Source organism: Ruegeria sp. N10, from assembly GCF_056531545.1.
Genome location: NZ_JBQFLY010000006.1, coordinates 57,508 through 82,353, shown reverse-complemented (window position 1 = coordinate 82,353; position 24,846 = coordinate 57,508). Strand labels below are relative to the sequence as shown.

26 protein-coding genes are annotated in these 24,846 nt (G+C 57.3%); 6 read left to right on the top strand and 20 right to left on the bottom strand.

What is annotated here, in order from left to right; translation table 11 throughout:
• Window positions 1-2: 2 nt before the first annotated feature.
• Window positions 3-431: a large conductance mechanosensitive channel protein MscL gene (gene mscL / locus ACR0JI_RS10365; RefSeq protein ID WP_480474950.1), complete on the bottom strand. Its 429-nt coding sequence runs from the start codon at window positions 429-431 to the stop codon at window positions 3-5.
• Window positions 432-574: 143 nt separating this feature from the next.
• On the opposite strand from mscL, the gene ACR0JI_RS10360 reads away from it, so the two are divergent.
• Window positions 575-1,273, top strand: coding sequence for a glutathione S-transferase N-terminal domain-containing protein (locus ACR0JI_RS10360; RefSeq protein ID WP_480494369.1), 699 nt, complete (start codon window positions 575-577; stop codon window positions 1,271-1,273).
• A 47-nt stretch (window positions 1,274-1,320) separates the two neighbouring features.
• On the opposite strand, the gene ACR0JI_RS10355 is transcribed toward ACR0JI_RS10360, so the two are convergent.
• Together ACR0JI_RS10355 and ACR0JI_RS10350 are read right to left on the bottom strand one after the other, a co-directional pair.
• Window positions 1,321-1,770, bottom strand: coding sequence for a YtoQ family protein (locus ACR0JI_RS10355; RefSeq protein ID WP_480494371.1), 450 nt, complete (start codon window positions 1,768-1,770; stop codon window positions 1,321-1,323).
• Between the two features lie 75 nt (window positions 1,771-1,845).
• Entirely contained in the window at window positions 1,846-2,478 is a 633-nt protein-coding gene (locus ACR0JI_RS10350; protein ID WP_480494373.1) for a class I SAM-dependent methyltransferase, read from the bottom strand.
• 86 nt (window positions 2,479-2,564) lie between these two features.
• On the opposite strand from ACR0JI_RS10350, the gene ACR0JI_RS10345 reads away from it, so the two are divergent.
• Window positions 2,565-3,449, top strand: coding sequence for a LysR family transcriptional regulator (locus ACR0JI_RS10345; protein ID WP_480474942.1), 885 nt, complete (start codon window positions 2,565-2,567; stop codon window positions 3,447-3,449).
• Window positions 3,450-3,492: 43 nt separating this feature from the next.
• Here the strand turns inward: ACR0JI_RS10345 and pheT are convergent, their stop codons facing one another.
• The 8 genes from pheT to ACR0JI_RS10305 form a co-directional block, all read right to left on the bottom strand.
• Window positions 3,493-5,889 carry a phenylalanine--tRNA ligase subunit beta gene (gene pheT / locus ACR0JI_RS10340; protein WP_480494375.1) on the bottom strand — a complete coding sequence of 799 codons (2,397 nt, stop codon included), beginning with the start codon at window positions 5,887-5,889 and terminating at the stop codon, window positions 3,493-3,495.
• 78 nt (window positions 5,890-5,967) lie between these two features.
• Window positions 5,968-6,774, bottom strand: a complete 807-nt coding sequence (locus tag ACR0JI_RS10335) for a CE1 family esterase (RefSeq protein WP_480494377.1) — start codon at window positions 6,772-6,774, stop codon at window positions 5,968-5,970.
• Window positions 6,775-7,094: 320 nt separating this feature from the next.
• Window positions 7,095-7,406 (bottom strand): hypothetical protein, encoded by a 312-nt coding sequence (locus ACR0JI_RS10330; RefSeq protein WP_480494379.1) that lies wholly within the window; start codon window positions 7,404-7,406, stop codon window positions 7,095-7,097.
• Window positions 7,407-7,642: 236 nt separating this feature from the next.
• A complete protein-coding gene (gene pheS / locus ACR0JI_RS10325) occupies window positions 7,643-8,716 on the bottom strand; it encodes a phenylalanine--tRNA ligase subunit alpha (protein ID WP_480494381.1) in 1,074 nt (357 codons plus the stop codon).
• 71 nt (window positions 8,717-8,787) lie between these two features.
• On the bottom strand, window positions 8,788-10,158 hold the full coding sequence (locus ACR0JI_RS10320) for a glutamate--cysteine ligase (RefSeq protein WP_480494383.1): 1,371 nt from the start codon (window positions 10,156-10,158) through the stop codon (window positions 8,788-8,790).
• A 66-nt stretch (window positions 10,159-10,224) separates the two neighbouring features.
• Entirely contained in the window at window positions 10,225-10,752 is a 528-nt protein-coding gene (locus ACR0JI_RS10315) for a hypothetical protein (protein WP_480474930.1), read from the bottom strand.
• On the bottom strand, window positions 10,749-11,594 hold the full coding sequence (locus ACR0JI_RS10310; protein WP_480494385.1) for a GNAT family N-acetyltransferase: 846 nt from the start codon (window positions 11,592-11,594) through the stop codon (window positions 10,749-10,751). The genes ACR0JI_RS10315 and ACR0JI_RS10310 overlap by 4 nt, the downstream gene beginning before the upstream one ends.
• Window positions 11,591-12,316, bottom strand: coding sequence for a 16S rRNA (uracil(1498)-N(3))-methyltransferase (locus tag ACR0JI_RS10305; protein WP_209506655.1), 726 nt, complete (start codon window positions 12,314-12,316; stop codon window positions 11,591-11,593). Before ACR0JI_RS10305 ends, ACR0JI_RS10310 begins: the two co-directional genes overlap by 4 nt.
• 11 nt (window positions 12,317-12,327) lie before the next feature.
• Here ACR0JI_RS10305 and ubiA point away from each other — a divergent pair, with 11 nt between their 5' ends.
• From ubiA to ACR0JI_RS10290, 3 genes are all read left to right on the top strand, one after another.
• Window positions 12,328-13,290 carry a 4-hydroxybenzoate octaprenyltransferase gene (ubiA, locus tag ACR0JI_RS10300; protein WP_209598711.1) on the top strand — a complete coding sequence of 321 codons (963 nt, stop codon included), beginning with the start codon at window positions 12,328-12,330 and terminating at the stop codon, window positions 13,288-13,290.
• 64 nt (window positions 13,291-13,354) lie between these two features.
• On the top strand, window positions 13,355-15,274 hold the full coding sequence (locus ACR0JI_RS10295; RefSeq protein WP_480494388.1) for an OmpA family protein: 1,920 nt from the start codon (window positions 13,355-13,357) through the stop codon (window positions 15,272-15,274).
• Between the two features lies 1 nt (window position 15,275).
• Window positions 15,276-15,596: a hypothetical protein gene (locus ACR0JI_RS10290; protein ID WP_267365430.1), complete on the top strand. Its 321-nt coding sequence runs from the start codon at window positions 15,276-15,278 to the stop codon at window positions 15,594-15,596.
• Window positions 15,597-15,651: 55 nt separating this feature from the next.
• Here the strand turns inward: ACR0JI_RS10290 and ACR0JI_RS10285 are convergent, their stop codons facing one another.
• From ACR0JI_RS10285 to pgsA, 3 genes are read right to left on the bottom strand one after another with little or no spacing between them, the layout of a single operon-like run.
• On the bottom strand, window positions 15,652-16,095 hold the full coding sequence (locus ACR0JI_RS10285) for a molybdenum cofactor biosynthesis protein MoaE (protein WP_480494390.1): 444 nt from the start codon (window positions 16,093-16,095) through the stop codon (window positions 15,652-15,654).
• 3 nt (window positions 16,096-16,098) lie between these two features.
• A complete protein-coding gene (gene moaD / locus ACR0JI_RS10280) occupies window positions 16,099-16,344 on the bottom strand; it encodes a molybdopterin converting factor subunit 1 (protein WP_209506660.1) in 246 nt (81 codons plus the stop codon).
• Between the two features lie 3 nt (window positions 16,345-16,347).
• Window positions 16,348-17,016: a CDP-diacylglycerol--glycerol-3-phosphate 3-phosphatidyltransferase gene (gene pgsA, locus ACR0JI_RS10275; RefSeq protein ID WP_480494392.1), complete on the bottom strand. Its 669-nt coding sequence runs from the start codon at window positions 17,014-17,016 to the stop codon at window positions 16,348-16,350.
• 175 nt (window positions 17,017-17,191) lie between these two features.
• Between pgsA and ACR0JI_RS10270 the strand changes: the two genes are divergently transcribed.
• On the top strand, window positions 17,192-18,076 hold the full coding sequence (locus tag ACR0JI_RS10270) for a DMT family transporter (RefSeq protein ID WP_480494394.1): 885 nt from the start codon (window positions 17,192-17,194) through the stop codon (window positions 18,074-18,076).
• Here ACR0JI_RS10270 and uvrC read toward each other — a convergent pair.
• The 6 genes from uvrC to ACR0JI_RS10240 all read right to left on the bottom strand — a co-directional run bounded on the left by uvrC (window position 18,073) and on the right by ACR0JI_RS10240 (window position 24,760).
• Complete coding sequence (uvrC, locus tag ACR0JI_RS10265; protein ID WP_480494396.1) at window positions 18,073-19,935, bottom strand: excinuclease ABC subunit UvrC; 1,863 nt, start codon at window positions 19,933-19,935, stop codon at window positions 18,073-18,075. The two genes, ACR0JI_RS10270 and uvrC, sit on opposite strands and share 4 nt — an antisense overlap.
• 290 nt (window positions 19,936-20,225) lie before the next feature.
• Entirely contained in the window at window positions 20,226-21,005 is a 780-nt protein-coding gene (locus tag ACR0JI_RS10260; protein ID WP_480494398.1) for an SDR family oxidoreductase, read from the bottom strand.
• 21 nt (window positions 21,006-21,026) lie between these two features.
• Window positions 21,027-21,989 carry a calcium/sodium antiporter gene (locus ACR0JI_RS10255; RefSeq protein ID WP_480494462.1) on the bottom strand — a complete coding sequence of 321 codons (963 nt, stop codon included), beginning with the start codon at window positions 21,987-21,989 and terminating at the stop codon, window positions 21,027-21,029.
• A gap of 171 nt (window positions 21,990-22,160) precedes the next feature.
• Window positions 22,161-22,958, bottom strand: coding sequence for a S49 family peptidase (locus tag ACR0JI_RS10250; protein WP_480494400.1), 798 nt, complete (start codon window positions 22,956-22,958; stop codon window positions 22,161-22,163).
• Window positions 22,959-23,072: 114 nt separating this feature from the next.
• A complete protein-coding gene (locus tag ACR0JI_RS10245; protein ID WP_480494402.1) occupies window positions 23,073-23,834 on the bottom strand; it encodes an ABC transporter permease in 762 nt (253 codons plus the stop codon).
• Entirely contained in the window at window positions 23,831-24,760 is a 930-nt protein-coding gene (locus tag ACR0JI_RS10240) for an ABC transporter ATP-binding protein (RefSeq protein WP_480494404.1), read from the bottom strand. Before ACR0JI_RS10240 ends, ACR0JI_RS10245 begins: the two co-directional genes overlap by 4 nt.
• Window positions 24,761-24,846 lie beyond the last annotated feature (86 nt).

Genomic DNA, 24,846 nt, shown 5'->3' with positions numbered 1-24,846 from the left:
GCCTACTTCTTCAAAGCGTCCCGGATTTCCATCAGGATGTCCAATTCGCTAGGACCTGTGGGGGCTTCTTCAGCCGCTTCTTCCTCTGCTTCGGCAGCGTCTTTGACCTTGTTCACCATTTTTACCAGCATGAAGACAACCCAGGCGATGATCAGGAAATTGATGATCGCCATTATGAAAGCACCATAGGCAAAGACGGATGCGCCTGCTTCACGTGCCGCTTCAAGGCTGGCACCTTCGGCCACATCGCCTGCCAGAACGGCGTAGTTGTTCGTAAAGTCGATACCCCCTGTGAACAATCCAATAAGCGGATTGATCAGGTCGCCCACCAACGAGGTAACAATTGCGGTAAATGCGGCACCGATAATGATACCGACCGCCATGTCCATGACATTGCCCTTGGCAATGAACGTCTTGAATTCTTCCAGCATAGCATCCCTCTTGCTTTTTTAAGACCACGCCTCTGTTCACGCATGAGCGCATAGGAATTGTGCGTTAAACGCATGAAGAAGGGTATGTTTTTTAGGGGAAAGCCACCCTACTTTTCCCCAAACGGCATTACTCAGGAGGTTTCATGTCTCAACTTACGCCTTTTTTTGTAACCGACAGATGGCCTGCGAAGGACCCCAGCGTCCTTCAACTTTACTCCTATCCAACGCCAAACGGCGTCAAAGCCTCGATCATGCTTGAGGAAACCGGCCTGCCCTATGAGGCGCATCTGGTGACACTGGCAGATGCGGATGTCAAAAGCTCCGAGTTCCTGTCGCTGAACCCGAACAACAAGATCCCGGCGATAATCGACCCCGACGGTCCGGATGGCGTGCCGCTGGCCCTGTTCGAAAGCGGTGCCATCCTTCTGTATCTGGCCGAGAAAACAGGTAAGTTCCTTGGCCAAAACGCGGCAGACAAGCACCGGATCACACAATGGCTGATGTTTCAAATGGGCGGCATCGGACCAATGTTTGGCCAGCTAGGCTTTTTCTACAAATTCGCAGGCAGCGCGATAGAAGATCCGCGCCCGCGCGAGCGTTACATCAACGAAGCCAAGCGCCTGCTGAACGTGGTGAATACGCAACTGGAAGGACAGGATTGGATCGCGGGCGAGTATTCCATCGCGGATATCGCTCTTGCTCCGTGGCTGAATGCACTGGATTTCTATGGTGCTAAGGATGTTGTTGACTGGGACGGTTATTCCAATGTCGTCGCTTATGTCGATCGTTTCTTCCAACGCCCAGCGGTTCAGCGCGGCAAAGCCATACCCGCACGAGACTGATAACAGTCAAAAGAAATGGGGCGCCAAACCGGCGCCCCTTTTATCGATCAGCCGGGCAGAGCGCCTGTCAGCACGTAACGCAGAATTTCGACCACCTGAACGGGTTCTTCCGCCACAGCCAACGCGGCGGCATCAACCTCTTTCAGCGCGTGCTGGTGATCCGAGCCATGCAGAACGATGATCGACTTGCCCAATGCTGCAGCATAACCCGCGTCAAAGGCGGCGTTCCACTGCTTGTATTTGTCGCCAAACCTGACGACGACAACATCCGCATCTGCAATCCCCTTGCGGGTCCGGATCGCATTGACCATCGCTCCCTTGTGGTCGTGCCAATACTTGTTCGGCTCGGCCCCAAGAATGGCCACACCACAATCATCACTGGCCGCGTGATCAGTAACAGGGCTGTTGAAGGTCACGTCCAAGCCTTGCGCCCCATCGATGATCTGCTCACGCCAGTCAGTGTGGATTTCTCCGGAAAGATAAACGTTCAGGCCCATGGCAAACTCCGCTGTTGTTTCCGACCAATTTAAGGGTCCCACACCCAAAGCCCAACGCAAATTCCGGAAAAACCCCTACATTTTGCGAGCCACTAGGAATCGGCGAGCGTCACGTACGGGGAAACTGTCGCTCTCGATGATGCGGAACCCGGCGTGTTCAATGGCCGCATCAAGATCCGCCTCAGACAGGAATCGCACAAACGGAGCCTTACCAAAGAACTGCATGATCGGAAGCGCGAGACGAATAGCGTAATACTTCAGGCTCGCTCCGCTGGACGGTCGGCAAAATGTTTTCGAAATAAACAGTCCGCCGGGTCTAAGGACCGAATGTACTCGGCTCAATGTCAGATCCAGATCTTCGACCAGGTGCAAAAGATTGAATGCCAGCGCCGCATCAAAAGAACCCTCAGGCGGTCGATTTGCATCAGCCTCGGTAAAGGTGACGTTTTCGATGCTTTGCGAAGCGGCGTTTCGACGTCCAACGGCCAACATACCGGGGGACACATCGGTTGCAGTGATAGATCCTACATATCCGGACAGCTTCAGAGCAGTCATGCCTGTGCCGCACCCTAGTTCCAGAACATCATTGGTTTTCTTCAGGTAAGACGCTGTCCGTTCCAGCGTATGCTCGTACGAAGCCATATCCTTGATGGGCGAGCAGGCATATTTCTCGGCCACTCCATCCCAGAATTTCGCAGTGGTGGTCATTGAGGAGTCTCCTTTCGACGAGAACTTATTCATGCGCAGACCGAATATAAATTGCCGAATTTTGCAGGTTTACTATACATTTTTGTATGAATGATTTTGGCGATTTTGATTGGAACCACATCCGGGCCTTTCTGGCGACGGCTGAAACTGGGTCATTTTCCGCGGCGGCACGGCAGCTGCGGCAAACGCAGCCTACCCTGAGTCGCCAGATAGCAGCGCTTGAACAGGACTTGGGCGTGATGCTGTTTGAACGGGTTGGCAGAACCCTTGAGATCACTCAGGCCGGATTGGAGCTGCTGGATCATACTCGCAAAATGGGGGACGCCGCCAACCGCATCGCGCTGACGGCGTCCGGACAGGCACAATCCATTGAAGGCCGGGTTCGCATCACCGCCAGTGACGTGATGTCGGCCTATGTCTTGCCCGACCTGCTGCGCGAAATCCGGGCGCAAGCCCCGCGCCTGCGGATTGACGTGATTGCCTCAAACGATATTCAGGATCTTATGCGGCGCGAGGCAGATATCGCGATCCGCCATGTCCGTCCTGATCAACCCGACCTAATCGCGAAGCTGGTACAGGAGGCGTCGGGGCATTTCTATGCAACCACAGAGTATCTCAACCGTGCGGGACGCCCAAAATCAAAGCAGGACCTTTCACGGCATGAGTTCATCAGCTTTGGCGACAACAATCAGATGATCGCCTATCTGAAGCCGCTTGGCATTCACCTGACCAACGAGAATTTCCGGCTTGGGTCTCAGAACGGAATAGTGGCTTGGGAATACGCCAAACAAGGCTTTGGCATCGCGCCCATGTCGCAGACCGTCGGCGATGCGACACCAGGTATGGAGCGTGTATGCCCCGGGATGGAGGCTATCACATTTCCGATCTGGTTGACCACGCATCGCGAGTTGCACACCAGCCGCCGCATCCGGCTGGTCTATGACTTACTGACCAAGTTCCTGTCCAAATAAAAAACGCGCCCGAAGGCGCGCTTTCCATTGGAGCCTCAGAGCTCTAACCGCGCAGAACTCCGCCCGTCGCCTTGGCGACCTTGGCAATGATCTTCTCGGCCACGGCTTCGATGTCTTTTTCCTTCAGCGTCGCCTCGGTCGGTTGCAGGCGCACGGTAATGGCAAGAGACTTTTTGCCTTCGCCAAGGCTGCCGCCGATGAATTCGTCAAAGACACGCACGCTCTCGACCAGCGCCTTGTCGGCACCCGCGGCTGCGTTCACCAACGTCAGCGCTTCGACATCGGCATCGACGACAAAGGCAAAATCACGCTCGACCGCCTGCAAGTCGCGTAGTTCCAGCGCAGCGCGGGTGGCACCGGATTTGCGGGGCAAAGGCACTTCGTCCGGCCAGATGGTGAACGCCATTGCCGGACCTTTTATGTCCATCGCCTGCAAAACGCGCGGATGCAGCTCTCCGAAGACACCCAGTACTTTTTTCGGACCCAGACAGATTTTGCCATGGCGACCCGGATGCCACCATGGATCGCCGTCGCGCAAAATCTGAACCTTTTCGGGCGCACCAATGGCGGCCAGTACAGCCTCGACATCAGCCTTGGCATCGAACACATCCACCGGACGCGCAGCACCGTGCACATCCTTGGGGCCCGAACGTCCAACCAGCAGGCCGGTGATCTGGGTTTTCTGATCACCCGGCTCGCCATTGTGAAAGACCGGGCCGACCTCGAACAAGGCGACATCCGCGAAACCGCGCGCCTGATTGCGGGCCGCAGCCTGCAACAAGCCAGGCAGCAGATCGGGGCGCATATGGCTCATCTCGGATGAAATCGGGTTTTCCAGCATGGTCGTAGTATCACCACCACCGAACAAAGCCGCCGAGGCCTGATCAATGAACGTATAACTGACGCATTCGTTATAACCCAGCGCCGCGCAGGTACGGCGCGCCATGGACTGACGGCGCTGCGCCGGGGTCATCACCGGTTTCGGTATCCCCTCAGTCACACGCGGCAGCGGCCTGCCTTGCAGCTTAGTCAAGGAAGCAATCCGCGCGACTTCTTCCACCAGATCTGCCTCGCCCAGGATGTCCGGGCGCCAGCTGGGGACATGGGCCATCTCGCCTTCCAGACGAAAGCCCAGACGGGTCAGGGTCTGTCGCTGTTCGCTTTCGGGAATATCCATCCCGACCAGAGACTGCACCCTTTCCGCATTCAGCTTGTAGGCGCGCGCATGGTTCGGCGCTTTGCCCGCCTCTACCACGTTGGAGGCTTCTCCGCCGCAGATATCCAGAATCATCTGGGTCGCGTGTTCCAGCCCCTCGCGGGTGTATTCCGGGTCGACACCGCGCTCGAACCGATAGCGTGCGTCAGAATTGATCTTGAGCGCACGGCCCGTCAGAGCGATCTGAACATGATCCCAGAACGCGCTTTCAAGGAAGACGTTTACCGTTTCCTCGGTACATCCGGTTTCCTCACCGCCCATGATGCCCGCAATCGACTCCGGACCTTTGTCATCCGAAATCACCATCATTCCGGGTTGCAGCGTGTATTCTTTTTCATCCAGCGCAACCAGCGTCTCGCCGCCTTTGGCGCGGTGCACCCGCAGGTTGCCCTGAACCTTGTCGGCGTCGAACACGTGCAGCGGGCGATTGTGATCGTAGGTCATATAATTGGTGATATCCACCAGCGCCGAGATAGGACGCAGACCTATGGCCTTCAACATATCCTGCAGCCATTGCGGGCTGGGGCCATTCTTCACGCCACGGATCAGACGGCCAGTGAAATGTGGCGCGCCATCCAGCGTGTCTTCGTCGATCGTCACCTTGATCGGGCAATCGAAATCACCCGGAACATGCGTATAGTCACGCTGCTTCAACGTGCCAATTCCACGCGCGGCCAGATCGCGCGCAATCCCTTCAACCCCCAGCGCATCCGGGCGGTTCGGAGTGATCGCGATTTCGATCATCGGGTCGACTTTGGAAGGGTCGTTTTCTGCAAGCCAGTCCACAAATGTATCACCCACTTCGCCCGAGGGCAGTTCGATGATGCCGTCATGTTCATCCGACAGTTCCAGCTCACGCTCGGACGCCATCATGCCAAAGCTTTCGACACCGCGGATCTTGCCGACGCTGATGGTCAGGTCCAGGCCAGGGATGTACATGCCCGGTTTGCAGACCACGACCGTGATCCCTTCACGCGCATTGGGTGCACCGCAAATGATCTGTAGCTCGCCCTCGTCTGTATCGACCTTGCAAACGCGCAGCTTGTCTGCGTCAGGGTGTTTTTCGGCGTGTTTCACATAGCCCAGCGTAAAGCCTGCCAGCCGTTCGGCCGGGTTCACGATCTCTTCGACCTCAAGCCCGAGATCGGTCAGCGCCTCGGCGATTTCATCAACCGAAGCATCAGTGTCGAGGTGGTCTTTCAGCCAGGACAGAGTGAATTTCATTGCACGGGGCCTTTTTTGGCAAACATTCAGTCGGCACAGGCAATGGCAAAGAATGCGCCGGGGTGCAAGCTCTGCGCGTCACGGATAGGTGGGGGTGCGGCCCAAAAGCTCATCCAGCTGCCATCCGATCCAGCCATGGGGGATGAAATGCCCACCGGGATGCGTGTCCAGCGTCACCAGCCCCTGCGCGCAATCGGTCCATTCCACTCGTATGAGCGTCAGGAACGGTTCCACACTCCAATCACCGCGCGGAGTCGCTGCACCGCAGCCATATTTCTCACGCCACAGCGCCACCGGGTATGTCATGTCGCCACCCGGACCAAACGGGAAATCCATTACCGTGTCATCTGTCCCATGGACATGCCGCACCTCTTGCGGGGCTTGCGGGCAGGTCTCGGTCTGGCGGAGTGTTCCGGCCACACCCAGCAGCGCTGCGATATCATCGCCGGTTTCGCAGACAAAGCGCCACGCCATCGCACTGCCAAAGGAATAGCCTGATACATAGATGCGGGTCGGGTCTATCGGATAGCGCCCGGCGATATCCTCAAGCACCCGGTCGGCAAAAGGCACATCATCCGAGCTTGCGGACCAGAAATCCCAGCTTTTGCCCAGACCGTTCGGGGCCACCAGCAGCACACCCCGACGTTTCGTGGCCCCTGCAATCCGTTCGTGGTTCACCACCACGGTTCCTTGCCGCGCCCAACCATGGAAATGCAGCAGCACGGGCAGAGGTGTTTCACCATCCCAGCCATCAGGTTCAAGAACGTGATACGAACGGTCACCGAGATCACAGGCAATATTGCCGTGGCATTCGGTTTTCCAGGGACCCATGGCAAAGGCGGGCCCGGTCATCAGCAGAAGAAGGCAGAGCAATCGACAGATCATGCGCCCGACCCTAACGAGGCATTCCGCCCTGTCACTTAACATATCGGTGTGGTCCGAACGTAGGCCGGGCTTCAGCCCGGCACCCACCCACCGCACATGGCGGGCTGAAGCCCGCCCTACATCAGGTCAAAGCATCAAGCCGCTCTATGGCCAGACCGCGGGATGGCGTTCCTTTGGTTGTGGTGGGCAGTTTATGCGGGCCAAATCCGAGCGCTGATTGAGCGTTGCACTGTCGGGGACAAGTCGCCAGCCCATGCGGGTGGTCTGGCGAAAGCGCGTCGGCCTGTCGGCCTTTGCTCCGCGCTGATGTTAGGAAAGCCTCATCCAACAGACAGCAACGACCAAAAATATGATCCGAATAACCCTACGACAAAAACTACAACAGAGAAGATGGAGGCTCTGACTGCCCAAGCATGGCGTTTTTCCATTTGCTTAATGAAGTCAGCAATCACCTTTTCCCATTGCTTCAATTCGAGCGACAGGAATTGTCCGTTTAGTGTAACATCCATATGTGCCATGGACGAAACATACAAAGCGATCGAGAAGACAAGAGACCCCAAGCTAGCAATCAAAAACGGAGTAAAACCGTCCAATTGTTGTAGGATATCGGCTCCGCCAATTTTCTCGAGCACACTCACCAATCCAACTGCTCCGAGAAAGCCAGAAGCGACTGCAAGGTTTCTTTGTGACCTCGACTGTATGTTGCCTAGTATCTGCAGTGCACGATCAATATTGTTTGTAGTCCAGTTTTTCGAACAATGCTCGCTACATAACGGGCAAGAAGTAGCATAACCATCTGAGCTATCGCAAAACGACCCATGCAATGTGCATAGATATCTCCCACGATTAATGCTCAGAAAATGGTAAGTCACCTACTCAAACCACCATGCAGGTTCGGCATATCCAGCGCCGCGAACCCATAGTGGCGCAGCCAGCGCAGGTCAGAATCAAAGAACGCCCGCAAATCCGGAATGCCGTATTTCAGCATCGCCAGACGGTCGATGCCAATCCCGAATGCAAAACCCTGATAGACCTCGGGGTCGATCCCTCCAGCGGCGATCACTTTGGGGTGGACCATGCCGGAACCCAGAATCTCCATCCAGTCGTCGCCCTCGCCGATCTTCAGCTGGCCGTTATCCCACGAACAGCGGATATCAACCTCGGCCGATGGCTCGGTGAAGGGGAAATGCGAGGCGCGGAAGCGCAGTTCGACATCGTCGACCTCGAAGAACGCCTTAACGAACTCTTCCAAAACCCATTTCAGGTTTGCCATCGAGATGTCCTTGTCGATGGCCAGCCCTTCGACCTGATGGAACATCGGCGTGTGGGTCTGGTCGTAATCGGCGCGGTACACGCCGCCCGGACAGATGACGCGTATCGGTGCACCCTGCTTTTCCATCGACCGGATCTGTACCGGCGAGGTATGGGTGCGCAGCACGTGCGGCGGGCGGTTATCACCCTCGGCGCGGTGCATATAGAACGTGTCCATCTCGGCCCGTGCGGGGTGGTGACCGGGGATGTTCAGCGCGTCGAAATTGTACCAGTCGTCTTCAACACGCGGCCCTTCGGCCACCGAGAAGCCCAGTTCAGCAAAGATCGCGGTCAGTTCCTCGGTCGCCTGGCTGATCGGGTGGATTGACCCCTGACGGCGCGGGCGGGTCGGCAGGGTGACGTCCAGCCATTCGGTCCGCAGGCGCTCATCCAGTGCAACATCGGCCAGCGCGGCTTTTTTGGCGGACAGCGCCGAGTTAATCTCATCCTTCAGGGCATTCAGCGCCGGGCCTGCGACCTGACGTTCCTCGGGCGTCATCTTGCCCAGCTCGCGCATCTTCAGCGCGACCTCGCCTTTTTTGCCAACAGCCGCGACGCGGATCGCCTCAAGCGCGTTTTCGTCGCCTGCTTCGGCGATTTGGCCCAGATATTTTGCCTTAAGATCGTCCATGACGGCCCTCTGAATTTGGTCGAGAACCTGCTATCGGCCCCGCCCCGCGAATGCAAGCGGGACGGTGCGCATCAATAGCTGTATTCGGGATAAATCCGGGTCAGGTCTCCATTCCAGTCGCCATTGTAGTGTTCCAGCAACTCATCTGCCGGAACCTTGCCGGTGTCGATGCTTTCCTTCAACGCATTCAGGAAATGCGTCTCATCCGGGACCAGCCCACCAGCACCGGGGCGCGCGCGGGCTTTCAGGCCCGCCTCAGAGATCGCCACGACTTCACGCGCCAGATCATGCATGTTGACGTTGCCAACCTGCGCCTGAAGCCCGTCTTTAGCCGCCGCAACACGCAGCCCCTCGCGCGTTTCGGCATCCCAGCCCTTGACCAGATCCCACGCCGCATCCAGCGCGGTTTGGTCATAGGTCAGCCCGACCCAGAAGGCCGGCAAGGCGCAAAGTCGTCGCCAAGGGCCACCATCCGCGCCGCGCATCTCCATGAACTTCTTGATCCGCGCCTCGGGGAAGGCCGTCGTCAGGTGATCGGCCCAATCCGACAGGGTCGGCGTTTCTCCCGGCAATGCAGGCAATTCACCCTTGAGGAAATCGCGGAACGACATGCCCAGCGCGTTGATGTACTGACCATTGCGGTAGACAAAATACATCGGAACATCGAGCGCGTATTGGACATAGCGTTCGAATCCAAAGCCATCCTCGAACACGAAGGGCAACATGCCCGTGCGCGCATCGTCCAGATGTCGCCAGATATGGCTGCGCCAGCTTTTCTGACCGTTCACTTTACCTTCGAAGAACGGAGAATTGGCAAACAGCGCCGTCGCTACCGGCTGCAATGCCAGCGCCACGCGCAGTTTCTGTACCATGTCGGCTTCGGACCCGAAGTCGATATTGACCTGAACGGTACACGTCCGCCGCATCATGGCGCGGCCCATGGTGCCGACTTTTTCCATATAATCGTTCATCAGCCGATACCGCCCCTTGGGCATCAGCGGCATCTGGTCATGCGTCCAGATCGGCGCCGCGCCCAGACCGATGAATCCCACGCCGATCTCATCGGCGATATCCTTCACCTCGCGCAGGTGAGTGTTCACCTCATCGCAGGTTTCATGGATCGTCTCCAGAGGGGCGCCCGACAGCTCCAGCGCGCCACCCGGTTCAAGGCTGACATTTGCGCCGTCCTTTTCCAGACCGATCAGATGACCGGATTCACGGACCTCTCCCCAGCCGTGGCGATCCCGCAACCCCTCCAAAACGGCGACAATGGATCGCTTTCCTTCAAAAGGCAGAGGTTTCAGCGTGTCCTTGCAATAGCCGAATTTCTCATGCTCGGTGCCGATGCGCCAATCTTGCTTGGGTTTGCAACCCGATTCCAGATATTCGGCCAGTTGTTCATGGCGTTCGATCGGACCGCCGCCGGACTGAGGGATGGACATGAACCGTGCTCCGATCCTGCTGTGTCTGTTTTGAAGGTCAAGTGGTGGTCGTAAATGGCGCCAGTGTCAATGCAACGGCAAATGCGCCGGGCGCGACGGTGTACGTTCCCAGATAACGACCGGATGCTGCGATTTGCCGTTGAGTTCCGACAGCATTTGCTCGGTTTTGAGGCCCGGCAGGTTTGAGAATACGTCGAACAACGCCTCGGCTCCTTCTGCATTCACAGGAATGTGAAGCGCTGGCTGGCCCGGCTGATCCAGAACCCAATGTGCGGGGTCGGAGGTCGGGTCAAGGGCCAGACGCTCAATTTCGCGGGACGCGACGATGCCGCCATCCAAGGGACCCAGATAAGTGATCTGGCCTTCATCAATCGTCACGACACCTTGCCCACCCGCCCCTGTTCTGAAACGCGCGCGCTGAATGCCGATCACAGCCAAAGCCGCTGACACGACAATCAGAAACCAGCCTACCCAGGCCAACAGCCCACCCGGCCCGCTGATCCAGCTCAGACCAAGGATCAGGACAAAAGCCGCGACCAGAACCTCGCGCCAACGCCAAAGCGCCAGTTTTGCTTCGGGTCGGATGAAACTCATGAGAGCACCCTTTGCGGTTCCTGAAGCAAAGCGACCTTGTACCAGCCCACCTGTTGGAACCCGATCGCCTCATAGGCACGGGCGGCAGGTGCGTTGTTCGCAAACAGGATCGCGGCCGCCGCGCCCTCGGATTTTGCTTTCTGCATCAATGCGGTCGTGACCCGTCGACCCAGGCCACGGTTTCTGTTTTTACGTGGAACAAAAACACCACCGACCTGAACTTGGTCGTGAACCCTGGCATTTACAGACGCCATGGCAACCGGCGCGTCGCCTTCCATCAGGACAATCGCCCTGCCTGCGGTCATTTCCGCCTCGACGCGCTCTGCGGCAAGCTCACGCGCCTCTTCGCCTGCGGCTTGTCCGGTATCCTCGATGTAATCCGCAAACCAAGTGTGCAGCCTTGCTCGATCCTCGGCGCGCAAAGCGCGATAAGGAACAGGTACCTCAGTCAGACCGCGCAGGTCACGTCGATAAAGCGGTTCATCGTGATTCAACCGGTACTTCGCCTTCCCCAATCCCAGAGCGCCCAACGTCAACTCGACCTGAGGTGCATCCCCCGTCATACCCAAAACGGTTTCGCCTTCGATCATCCGAGCGAACCACTCGGCAGCTTCGGTTTCAGCGTTGGGCAATTGAACCATCAGATAGCCCTTCTTGCTGAGCCCGAAGACACCCTGAACCTGATCCTCACCCCAGATGAAGTAGCGGCTGGAATATTCATTCGCATTCAACCCCACCCCATGAGCCGCCAAATTGCCACGCAAGAACATTGAACTGTCAGGGTAGCGGGCCAGAAACCTCTCAAGCGCCGGGGCATCCGATTGAACCGCCTCGCGAATCACGACCAATCTCCCAATGCCTGCTGCCACATGGTCAACGCGGCCACCGCCGCTGTATCCGCCCGCAGAATACGCGGGCCAAGACTGACCACATGCGCATAGGGCAAAGCCGATAGCCGTGCGCGCTCAGCGTTGGAAAACCCGCCTTCCGGGCCGATGAGAATAGCCCAGGGGCGCCCTTTTTCATTCGCTGCCAGCCGCAAGGCCGAGCCGACCTCGGCTTCGTTGCAGAACATCAACTGCCGACCTTCAGGCCAGGTCTTCAGCACACGGTCCAGCCGCTGAAGGTCTGCCACTTCGGGCACGTAGGTTCCTCCGCATTGTTCAGCGGCTTCGATTGCATGAGCCTGAAGCCGGTCTTGCCGGATACGGTCTGCGTTGGTGAATTCGGTCTGAACTGGCAGGATGCGAGCCGCGCCCATTTCAGCGGCTTTTTCAACAATGAAATCGGTGCGCGCCTTTTTGATCGGCGCAAACAGGAACCACAGATCGGGGGGCAGCTGCAAAGGTTTGGTCTGCCTGATACAGGTCAGAGCGCCGCCACGTTTTCCGGACTCAGCCACCTCGGCTAGCCACTCTCCATCTTTGCCGTTAAATAGCGCCACTGCTCCGCCAACCGGCAGTCGCATGACGCCAAACAGATAGTGCGCCTGATCGCGTGTCAAAGGAACCGATTGCCCCTGACCCAAGGGCTGCTCTACATACAGTCTGATTTTCGCACTCATGAGACCTACATATGCAAGGCAATGCCCCAACACCAGATGGTCAAGTCGCCGATGCCGTCACCGGCAATTGGGTCGACACCCATGCCCCAGCCTTTGCCCGTCCGTATCTGCGCCTCAGCCGCGCGGACCGGCCCATCGGCACATGGCTGTTGCTGCTTCCATGTTGGTGGGGGCTGGCGCTGGCCATCCTGCATGACGGCCAACCGCGTTGGGAAGATCTGTGGATTGCCCTAGGCTGCGCATTCGGAGCCTTTTTGATGCGAGGTGCCGGTTGCACGTGGAATGACATTACAGACCGGGAATTCGACGCACAGGTTGAACGCACACGATCACGCCCGATACCGTCGGGGCAAGTCAGTGTCCGGCAAGCTGCGGCCTGGATGATCCTGCAAAGTCTTCTGGCGCTTGGCATTCTGCTCAGCTTCAATCAGGCGGCCATTGCCATGGGTGTGTTATCTTTGCTGCCGGTGACCGTTTATCCGTTTGCCAAGCGGTTTACCTGGTGGCCTCAGGTTTTTCTGGGTCTGGCCTTCAACTGGGGCGCATTGCTGGCCTGGACGGCGCATAGCGGGTCGCTCGGCTGGCCTGCTGTCACACTGTACCTGTCCGGCATCGCGTGGACCCTGTTCTATGACACGATCTATGCACATCAGGATACCGAGGATGATGAACTGGTCGGCATCAAATCCACCGCGCGCCTGTTCGGCACCGACACGGCGAAATGGCTGAAGTATTTTCTGGTCGCAACAGTATCGCTGATGGGGCTGGCCATTATTGATGCCGGGGTGCCTGACGCGTCGATTCTGGCGTTGGGGATCGCGCTTTGCGGTCCCTGGGCCATGGGCTGGCACATGATGTGGCAATTGCGCGGGCTAGATACCGAAGACAACGCCAAACTGCTGCTGCTGTTTCGGGCCAACCGCGATACCGGCTTTATTCCGCTGATCTTCCTCTGCGTCGCCTTGCTGCTCTGATTGCACCTGCTGAACGGGGCCTGTAAAGATCGGCGCAAACGCCTGAGGAGTGCCAAACCCAAACATGCGTCTGCCGTATTTTTTTGCTGTTTCCCTGATCTTTCTCGTCTCAGCTGGCCTGTCGCTTCTGGCAGCCAGCTATGCTGTTTCCGAGATCGAAGAATCATCAGAACTGGCTGTACGGCGCTCGCTGGACCTGAAAGGACATGATTGGGCCGAGGTCGAGGCCGATGGTTTGCGGGTGGTCCTGACCGGTACAGCGCCGGATGAGGCGACCCGCTTTAACGCTCTGACCGCCGCGGGAACCGAAGTTGATACATCTCGCGTAATCGACGAAATGGAGGTTATCGCAACTTCTGCCCTCGCAGCGCCGCGCTTTTCAGTAGAAATCCTGCGCAATGACAGTGGAATCTCGGTGATTGGTCTGATCCCGGCCAGTGAGAACAGGGACAAGCTGATCCAACGGCTGGGCAATCTGGACAGATCTGTTGCCGTATCGGACCTGATGGAAACAGCAGATTACCCAAAGCCCAAAGGATGGGATGCCGCAATTTCTTACGCGCTAGAGGCCCTGACCCACCTGCCCCGCGCCAAAATTTCCGCCAACCCGGATTTGGTCAGGATCACGGCAATTGCCAACAGTCAGCAAGAAAAACAAAAACTGGAACGCGACCTGACCCGTACGGCACCGCCCAGCCTGCGGGTTGGGCTGGCAATTTCAGCACCTCGCCCGGTCGTCACGCCTTTTACTTTGCGTTACCTGATCGACGAAGAAGGTGGGCATTTTGACGCTTGCTCGGCGCAGGATGAGAAGGCACGTGACCGTATCGTGGCCGCCGCGAAAAACGCCGGGTTGACGGGGTCTTATTCCTGTACCGTCGCACTGGGCGAGCCGTCGCCACGCTGGCCAGAAGCAGCCGAGAAAAGCATTCAGGCGCTGTTCAGGATCGGTCAAGGTTCGGTCACCATGTCCGACGCAGACATTACCCTGATTGCTGCCGAAGGCACCGATCCTGCGGTGTTCGACCTGGTTGTGGGCGAGCTTGAAAACGAGCTGCCCGCGGTCTTCGCACTGCACGCCGTAATGCCCGAGCCCGAGACAACAAACCCAAACGGCCCGGTCGAGTTCTCGGCCACCCGCAGCCCTGAAGGGCTGGTGCAATTGCGCGGGCGGCTGGGTGATGAAACTCTGCGCGACATGGTCGACAGCTACGCGCGCGCGGCCTTTGGGTCCGATCAGGTGTATACCGCCACCCGCATCGTTTCGGATCTTCCGGCGGACTGGCCAGTACGTGTTCTGGCCGGTCTGGAGGCTTTGGGGCAGCTCCACAACGGCGTATTGACCGTTACACCCGATACGGTCGAACTGATCGGCCTCAGCCACGAAGAAGACGCCAAGGCTCGCATCGCAGGTCAACTATCCGACAAGCTGGGCGAGGGGCAGGAATACACCCTGACCATAACGTATCAGCCCCCACCGGAACCCGAGGACGCCCTGCCCGACCCGGAAATCTGCGAGGCCCAGATCGCCGAAATTCAGGCCACCGGTAAGATCGCCTTTGAACCCGGATCGGCCACGATTGCATCAAACTCGCGCGATGTGGTGAACCAGATTGCGGATATCCTGCGCGACTGCGGTCCGATCCGTATGGAGATTCAGGGCCACACAGACAGTCAGGGCCGGGAAGAGATGAACCAACAACTCAGCCAGGCGCGGGCACAATCCATTCTGAACGAATTGCGCGGGCGGCGCATTCCTACCAGCAGCTACACCGCTGTGGGATATGGGGAAACGCAACCCATCGCTGACAACGACACCGAAGAGGGCCGGGAAGAAAACCGCCGGATCGAGTTCCGTCTGATCCGCCCTGAGCCTGTTGAGGGTAGAGAAACAGGCCTTGAAGCGCTTGAGGCCGAGGCTGCGACTTCCGCAGAGGACCAAACCGACACGACCGCACCAGATGCGGATGCAGGGGACCAGTAAGTTGAACAGAACAGAATTCGTCATTGTAACTGCCATTATCCTGTTCGCCGCCTTCTGCATGGGCTGGTTTGCCAACTGGTTGGCGCACCGCCTGTCCCGAGTAAGTCAAAGCGACGTTGCCGATCTGGATCGGATGAGTCAGGAGTTGCACGAGGCGGAGGAAACCCGCGATCAGGCCATCACCTATTTGCAGCAACGTGAGGCCGAATTGACAAACCAGCTAACCCAGACAGAGGCCGAGCTGGCAGCTGCTATGGATGGCCTGCGGGCCGCGCGTCAGGAGGCCGAAGAACTGCGCGGACGGATCAACAACGCGGATTAAGCATACGACCTTGCGCCACCGCCCAAGTTTGCAAGAATAAACGGTCGCTAAATCACTACCACCGGGTCAGCGCGTCTTCGTCTTCGTCTTTGGCTGCGACCCATTCCGCACCAGAGTGGGTGATTTCCTTCTTCCAGAAGGGTGCGCGAGACTTCAGATAATCCATCAGATATTCCGCTGCCTCAAACGCATCTTTACGATGCGGCGCAGCGGTCGCCACCATCATGATCCTGTCTCCCGGGGCCAGTCGGCCATGACGGTGGATCACCAGGACGTCACCCAATGACCACCGCTCCTTGGCTTCCTGGGCGATCTTGGTCAGCGCCCGTTCCGTCATACCCGGATAGTGTTCAATCTCCATCACATCCAGATCACCGCTTGCCAGGTCGCGCACAACGCCAGTGAAGGTGACAATGGCTCCGTTGGCATCATCCCCGGCGGCAAAAGCATTGGCCTCGGCGCCCAGATCGAATGCTTCCTGCTGAACAGCGATCCGCATCGCTCAACCGCCCGTCATTGGTGGAAAAAACGCCACTTCCCGAACGCCCGACAGCGAGGCGTCAAAGTCCGACAACTCCTGATCCAGTGCAACGCGCAGAGCGGACAAATCGGCAAATGCCGCAGCATAGCGTTCTTCCCGTGCGCTCAACTCGGCCACCAGATCATTGACAGTGACAGCCTGCGTCTCGACTTTTTCCTTTGGCAAACCGATACGTTCGCGTACCCATGCAAAATACAGCACATCCATCCCTCAGATCTCCTTCAGATGTGGCATGGCTTTACGTAGGTAATCATAGCCGGTGATCAATGTCAGCGCCGCCGCAATCCACAGCAACCACAGCCCGATCTGGCCTGCCCAGAACATACCATGGATGTTCCAGCGCAGGTGATTCACATCTTCAACCTGGCCCGCGATAATCTGTTCTACCAGCGCGGCGTCCATGCCAAAACTCGCCATCACGGCATAGTGTTCAAAGATGCCTTGCGAGAACAGAACGGCGATGGCGATCATCTGCGCTGTTGTTTTCCACTTGGCAAGCTTTGTAACCTTCAGCGTCCCCGCCACATCGCCCAGATATTCGCGCAGGCCCGAGACAAAAACCTCGCGGAACAGGATCACGGTGGCGGGTAGCACCAGCCATGGCGTCCAGTGTTCGGTCGAATAGCCAACCAGAATCATCAGCGCGATCACCACCATTGCCTTGTCGGCAATCGGATCCAGCATCGCGCCCATCTTGGTTTCCTGTTTCCACGCACGGGCCAGATAGCCATCAAACCAATCGGTGATCGCCGCCGAAAGGAATAGGATCAAAGCGAACCAGTCCGCATAGGGCCGGGTGAAGTACAAAAACATTACGGCCAGACCGGGCGCAGCCAGCAGGCGTAGAACCGTCAGGATATTGGGCAAATTCCACTTCATGGCTTGGACCCTATATCGCCGGTTCAAGACAGAAAAGACAAACCGGTAAAAAACTACATCACTCACAACAGCTTGGTCAAAGCGCCGCAGGTCCGACGATTTGCGCCTCGTGCACTTGGCGTTTCACGTCTTTGCAGTCAGATTGCCCGTCGACTGCAAAAGCGGAACGTACAGGATGACAGCGCATATTCAAACCGACGCCCGATCGAACATGGTCGGCAGCCTGTGGATGGTGGCCGCAATGGCGGGCTTTGCGTTGGAGGATGCGTTGCTGAAAGCAGCATCGACCGCGCTTCCGATCTGGCAGGTTCTGGTTCTGTTCGGGACGGGCGGGTCCGTAATCTTTGCCGCGCTGGCGTCGGCTCGTGGAAAACGTCTGATACACCCAGACGTTCTATCCCGCCCGATGAAAGTTCGGGTGCTGTTCGAAGTCTTTGGTCGGCTGTTCTATGTGCTCGCCATCGCGTTGACGCCCTTGTCCTCGGCCACCGTGATCTTGCAAGCAACGCCTTTGGTTGTGGTCGCAGGCGCGGCGTTATTCTTTGGTGAAGCGGTTGGTTGGCGGCGATGGAGCGCGATTTTTGTCGGTATGATCGGCGTCGTCGTTATTCTGCAACCGACCGGGGACAGTTTTTCGCTGCTGTCGATACTGGCCGTATTGGGCATGTTAGGGTTCGCAGGGCGTGATCTGGCCAGCCGTGCAGCACCTGCGACCCTTGGAACCGAAGTACTGGGGTTTTATGGATTCCTCAGCATTATCGTCGCCGGCCTTGCCTATCGGATGTGGGAAGGCGCGCCCGTGGCACCGGTTAGCCTGCACACCAGCCTGCATCTGACGGGCGCGGTTCTGATGGGCGTCATGGCCTATGCCGCGCTCATGAACGCAATGCGCACGGGTGAAGTGTCTGCTGTGACCCCGTTCCGCTATACGCGACTGCTGTTCGGTATCGGGTTGGGTATCGCCCTGTTCGGCGAAAACCTGGACCGTACTATGTGGGTCGGCAGCGCGCTTATTGTGGCTTCGGGCCTCTATATCCTGTGGCGGGGGCGACAGGTCTAACCTTTGTCGTGGAAGAAATCATAGACTTTCTGAGCCAACCCGGCCGAGATTCCCTCGACCGCTTTCAGGTCTGCCAGATTGGCCCGGCTTACCGCTTTGGCGCTGCCGAAGTGAGTCAGCAAGGCGCGCTTGCGTGCAGCCCCGACGCCCGGAATTTCATCCAGCGGCGTGGCACCAACAGCCTTGGCGCGTTTCGCACGGTGGGTGCCAATGGCAAAACGGTGCGCCTCGTCCCTTAGCCGTTGAATAAAGTACAAGACCGGATCGTTGCGTTTTAGGGCAAAGGGGCGCTGGCCGATCCGGTGAAACTCTTCCTTGCCGTGGTCACGGTCGACCCCTTTGGCAACACCGACCATCGGAATGTCTTCGACCCCGTGGGCCTGCATGATCTCGTGCACGGCGCTGACTTGTCCGGCACCGCCATCGATCAGCAGCAGGTCGGGCCAAAGCCCTTTATCCCGATCCGGGTCTTCTTTTTGCAGGCGGGTGAAGCGACGGTTCAGAACCTCTTTCATCATGCCGAAATCATCACCCGGCGTCAGGTCGTCGCCACGAATGTTGAACTTGCGATAGGCGTTTTTCATGAACCCGTCGGGCCCTGCCACGATCATACCACCCACCGCGTTAGTGCCTTGGATATGAGAGTTATCGTAGACCTCAATCCGTCCCGGTGGACTATCCAGATCAAACGCCTCTGCCACCCCGCGCAGCAACTTGGCCTGTGTCGCGCTTTCCGACATGCGCCTGGCCAGAGACTCTCGCGCATTGCGCAAGGCACCTGCAACCAGTTCCTGTTTCTCACCACGCAGCGGGACAAGGATTTCGACTTTGCGCCCGGCTTTCTCGGACAAAGCCTCCTGCATCAGATCGGCGTTTTCGATCCCGTCCGACAAGATCAACTGCCGTGGTGGTTCCTTGTTGTCGTAGAACTGGCCAAGGAAAGCCTCCATCACTTCGGCATGTGATACATCCGGGCCAACACGCGGATAAAAGTCCTTGTTGCCCCAGTTCTGGTTGGCCCGGATGAAGAATACCTGAACACAGGCTTGCCCGCTGTCCATATAAAGGCCGATCACATCCGCCTCGGTCACGCCACGAGGGTTGATGCCTTGCGCGGTCTGTACCTGCGTCAGCGCCCGGATGCGGTCGCGCAGACCGGCGGCGCGTTCGAACTCCATAGCCTCGGACGCGGCCATCATCTGTTCAGCCAGTTCCTCCTGCACCTTGGTCGAGCGCCCCGACAGGAAACGTTCTGCATCCTTGACGCTTTCACTGTAATCCTGCTCCGAAATCAAACCGACACACGGCCCGGAACACCGTTTGATCTGATAAAGCAGACAGGGCCGCGTGCGGCTGTCGAACATGGAATCCGAACAGTTGCGCAGCAGGAATGCCTTTTGCAGCTGGTTCAATGTGCGGTTTACAGCACCCGCGCTGGCAAATGGTCCGAAATAGGCGCCTTTTTCCTTCTTCGCCCCACGGTGTTTTTTGATCTGCGGAAAGTCATGATCCTTGGCGACCAGGATGTTCGGAAAGCTTTTGTCGTCCCGCAGCAGCACATTGTATTTCGGTTTAAGCTGCTTGATCAGGTTCTGCTCCAGCAGCAGCGCCTCAGTTTCCGTTCTTGTGGTCAGAAACATCATCGAAGCGGTCGAGGAAATCATCTTCTCGATCCGGCCCGAGTGACCCGGCCTTGTATAGTTCGACACCCGCGCCTTCAGGTTTCGCGCCTTGCCCACGTATAAAACCCGACTGTCAGCATCCAGCATCCGGTACACCCCGGGCGAGCTGTCCAGCGTCTTTGCATAGCGCTGAATGCAGGCATAACCGGTCAGGGACGATTCACTGTGGGTAGTCATGGGATTCCGATATGATTCTCTTTTACTGGCTGCAATCTTGCGGGCTTCAGATCAAGAGAAAACAAATCCACGATTCCTGTGGATAAGTGTGAAGATAAGTTTTCACAGCCTTAGAATTTCCCTTGTTTCATTACCACTTCATTAACATGCACAAAAAATAGGCACATTATCAAGATGCTGATTTTTAACGATATTTTTTCACACATTTAGCAAGTGTATGAAAAAAAAGACATTTTTGTAACACGCAGGTAACACAAACGTGCGCGGTGCAAAACTTGCAGCGATATTGCTTATTCAACTCCCAGAACATCCGGTGTTTTCCACCCCAGGTGCTGACCGCCATCCACGCATATCATTTGCCCCGTTACTGCGTGTGCATCCAGAAAATATCCCAAGGCGGCGGTGATATCCGACGGATTTGACCCGCGTTCCAGAACAGTATTCGTTCGTTGCGCCTGGAAATGCTCAGCGCTTTGACGATGCCCCTGTACCGTCGGTCCGGGCCCAATGGCATTGACCCGGATTGCCGGGGACAGCGCCTGTGCCGAGGTACGGGTCAGCGTCCATAGCCCCATTTTGGCGATGGTGTAAGACATGAACTCGGGTGTCAGCTTGCGTACACGCATGTCCACCATGTTGATGATTAGACCGGTCGCAAGGGGTTCACCGTTTTCGTCTGTATCCGGGACCAGCCCCTGCCCGGCCATGGCTTGGGTCAAAACGAACGGTGCGCGCAGATTGCTGTCGAGATGGCGGTCCCAGCTTTGGCGGGTCGCTGTGTGAACGCTGTCATATTCAAAGATTGAGGCATTATTCACCAGACAGGTGATCGGCCCACCCAGAGCCTCGGCGGCTTTGGGCAGCAGGTCCTGCACCTGTGCCTCGTCCAGCAGATCGGCCTGCAATGCCACCGACCGTCGATCCAATGCCTGTACCTCCGCCACGGTCTCGTGCGCGGGGCGTTCTGAGGACGCATAATGAACGGCGACATCATATCCACGACCCGCCAGATAAAGCGCCATGGCCCGACCCAGACGAATACCGGCACCGGTCACTAAAGCTCGGGTCATGCTTCACCTCATTTCGTCAGATCACACCAGCAATACAGTGACATAAAGCGCATAAAGGAGGGTCAGTACCAGACCCCAAACGCGAGAGATATCCTGCTTGAAGACAACAAAGGGAACCAGAAGCAGTGATGCGCCCAACATGACCCAAAGGTCAAAATGCAGGAAACCGGAATCGACCGGGATACGCCCGAACCAGGTTGCGATCCCGATAATGGCCAGAAGATTGAACATGTTTGAGCCAATCACGTTGCCTAGGGCCACATCAGCCTGCCGGCGCAAAGCGGCCATGACAGTCGTTGCCAATTCGGGCAATGACGTTCCGACCGCAATCAAGGTCAGACCGATAACCGTTTCACTGACACCATAGTTCCGGGCGATGACCGTCGCATTTTCCACCAGCAGGTGCGCCCCCATCGGAAGACCCACAAGCCCGAGGATCAGGTAAACTGATACCTTCCAGTAAGGCATGTCAGGATCGGCTTCTTCCAGGCCGTCTAGATCGTCATCATCCGCACAGGCTTCGCCACAGGCCTTGCGGTGCGCCTTTGCTTCACGAAAGGCATTCGTCAGAACCAGACCCAAAGCCGCCAGCAGGATCAGGCCGCTGACGACGGTGAAAGTTCCACAAAACGCCAACCCTATGAACAGGGCCGTCGCCATCAGCATGAAGGCATAGTTCCTACGGCTGTCGCATTCGCTGGTATGGATCGTTGCCAGCATCGCTGGAAGACCAAGAACCAACAGGATATTGGCCGTGTTTGATCCGACAACATTGCCCAGCGCGATACCCGGTGCGTGTTCCTTGACGGCGCTGATAGCAATCAGCAACTCGGGCGCTGACGTGCCGAAGGCCACAATCGTAAGGCTGACGATCAGGGCTGGGACACCCAAACGCAGGCTCAGGTTCACTGCGCCCCGCACCAAGGCATCGCCTGCCAGCAACAGGATCAACAGGCCAAGACCAGACAGCAGCCACGTGGTGATCAAGCCCGGCCTCCTTTTTCACAGGCACAGGGGCCCTTTCCGATGCGGTACCGACCGCATCGCGGACATTTTGCCGAGCTTAGCCTTTTCTGCCCGGGAAACCGCAACTTGCCGAACATTGCCAATACGCCCATTGCGATCAGAAAAAGAGTGACAGCCTTTACGATCACGTCACAAACCGAAACGCGCGTAGGCTGCCCGCTCCTCTAACCCTGCGATGGCGTCCTGCGCCAAGCTGGCCCCAAACCGGGTCCAGATCGGTTTTTTCACGCCATAGCGGCGAAATTTGACCTTGTCGCCGAAACGGTCCTGCATCTTTGGCTTCAGATGTGCGATGCCGTCGATCAACCCCAATTCCTGCGCGCGACGCGCCAGCCAGACCTCGCCCGTGAACAGGTCAGCTTCCTGATTCAGCTTGTCCCCGCGCCGATCTTTGACGTGCGCAATGAAATTCTCGTGGATATCGCCCAATAACCCTTGCAGGCGGGCTACATCCTCTTTCTTTTCCGGTGAAAACGGGTCGAGCATGGACTTCGATTTCCCGGCGGTATGGACCCGCCGCTCAAATCCCTGCCGCGCCAGAAAGACATGCGCGCCAAATCCAGCCGAGATCACACCGATCGATCCCAGTACGGAACTGTCATCGGCCCAGATCTCATCCGCTGCGGCGGCCAGCCAATACCCACCGGATGCAGCGACGTCTTCGACAAAAGCGATGACCGGCACGTCCTGTTCTTCGGACAAACGCCGAATGCGCGCACCGATCATTGAACTTTGGACAGGGGATCCGCCCGGTGAATTGATCTCAAGCGCCACGGCCGCAGGTTTTCCCTTGCGAAAGGCTTTCTCGAGAACCGGCGCAAGCGTGGCGTCGTTCAAGGACCCGCGCCCGGCCATTCCAATGGCGCCGGACAGGCGGACAACGGCCACACAGGGGTGTTTTTTGACGAACGGCAGGCTGAGCTTCATGGGTGCCGATGTAGAGTGCCACCAACCCGTAAACAAGGGACTCTTCGAACCTTGAACGCGACGTGAACCAGATTCACACACTCGATGGGCAAAAATGCAACGCACCGGCGTGGGTTAGCTGCGAATGCGCCAGCCAGTTTTGAAGATCCAGCCAATGACCGCCAGACACACCCCAGTAAAGGCTATGATGGCCAGCAAACTCATGGCGATGGGCACATCCGCAAGCCCGAAAAACGACCAGCGAAACCCCGAGATCAGATAGACGACCGGATTGAACAACGTGATCGTCTGCCACAGAGGCGGCAGCATCGAGATTGAATAAAACGTACCGCCAAGGAAGATAAGTGGCGTGACCACAAGTTGCGGTACCAGAGACATCTGTTCAAAATTACTGGCCCATATCCCGATGATAAAGCCCAGCAATGAGAAGCTGAGACATGACAGGATCAAAAACGCCGCCATGGCAAAGGGGTGTTCGATCCGTATGTCGACGAAGAAGGTCGACGTGGCCAGAATGACCAGTCCCACGAACAGCGCTTTGCTGGCCGCCGCACCAACATACCCAATCACGATTTCGAAAAAATTCACCGGCGCCGACAGCAGCTCGTAAATGGTGCCCAGAAACTTTGGGAAATAAATTCCGAAAGACGCGTTCGAGATCGAAAGCATCACCACCGACAGCATGATCAAGCCCGGCACAATGAACGCGCCGTAGGATACGCCCTCGACCTCCTGAATTCGACTGCCGATGGCGGTGCCAAAAACCACGAAATACAGCGAGGTGGAAAGAACCGGTGACAGGAAGCTTTGCGCCAGGGTGCGAAAGAAGCGAGCCATTTCGAACCGGTAGATTGCAGCGATTGCGGTCCAGTTCATGCCGCCTCTCCGGATACCAGGTTTACAAATATCTCTTCCAGGCTCGATTGCCGTGTCTGCACATCGCGCAATACCAGCCCGGCCTGCGACACGTCATTCAACAGGGTCGTTATCCCCGTGCGATCCGCATGGGTATCGTAGGTATAGATCAGGCTATCCCCCGCGCCGTTAAGGGTCAGATTGTGGCTGGCCAAATCATCGGGAATCCTGGCGATTGGCTCAGTCAGCATGACGACAATCTGCTTTTTGCCCATCTGCGCCATAAGCGTGTCTTTATCCTGCACCAAAAGCAACTCACCCTTGTCAATAACGCCGACGCGATCCGCGATGGCTTCGGCCTCTTCGATATAGTGGGTGGTCAGAATGATGGTGACACCGTCCCGTTTCAGCTCGGCCACGATTTCCCACATATCCTTGCGCAGCTCGACATCCACACCCGCCGTCGGTTCATCCAGAAACAAAACACGTGGTTCATGCGCCAAGGCCTTGGCGATCAGCACGCGGCGTTTCATGCCGCCCGACAACTCCTTGATTGCGTTCTTGCGCTTTTCCCACAGCGAAAGCTTGCGCAGAATGTCCTCGATCCGGGCGTTGTCTTTGCCCAGCCCAAACAATCCGCGTGACAGCCGAACCGTGTTCCAGACCTTTTCAAACGGTTCCAGCGCAATCTCTTGCGGGACAAGCCCGATCATTCTGCGCGCTGCGCGATAGTCCGACTGAATGTCGTGCCCGCCGACTGAAACCGTACCGGATGTTGGCGTGGTTATTCCGCAGATCGTCGAGATCAGAGTAGTTTTTCCCGCCCCATTCGGCCCCAGAAGCGCAAGAATTTCGCCTTCTTCAATGTCCAGAGACACACCTTTCAGCGCCTCGAACCCATCGGCGTAGGATTTGCGCAGATCTCTGATGGATAAAATGGTCGTCATATCCGCTCCCCGTTCTGGCCCAGACCCTATCGCCCCGAACACAGGGATAACAGGCCCATTCCGCACCATGTGATGAACAACTGCCA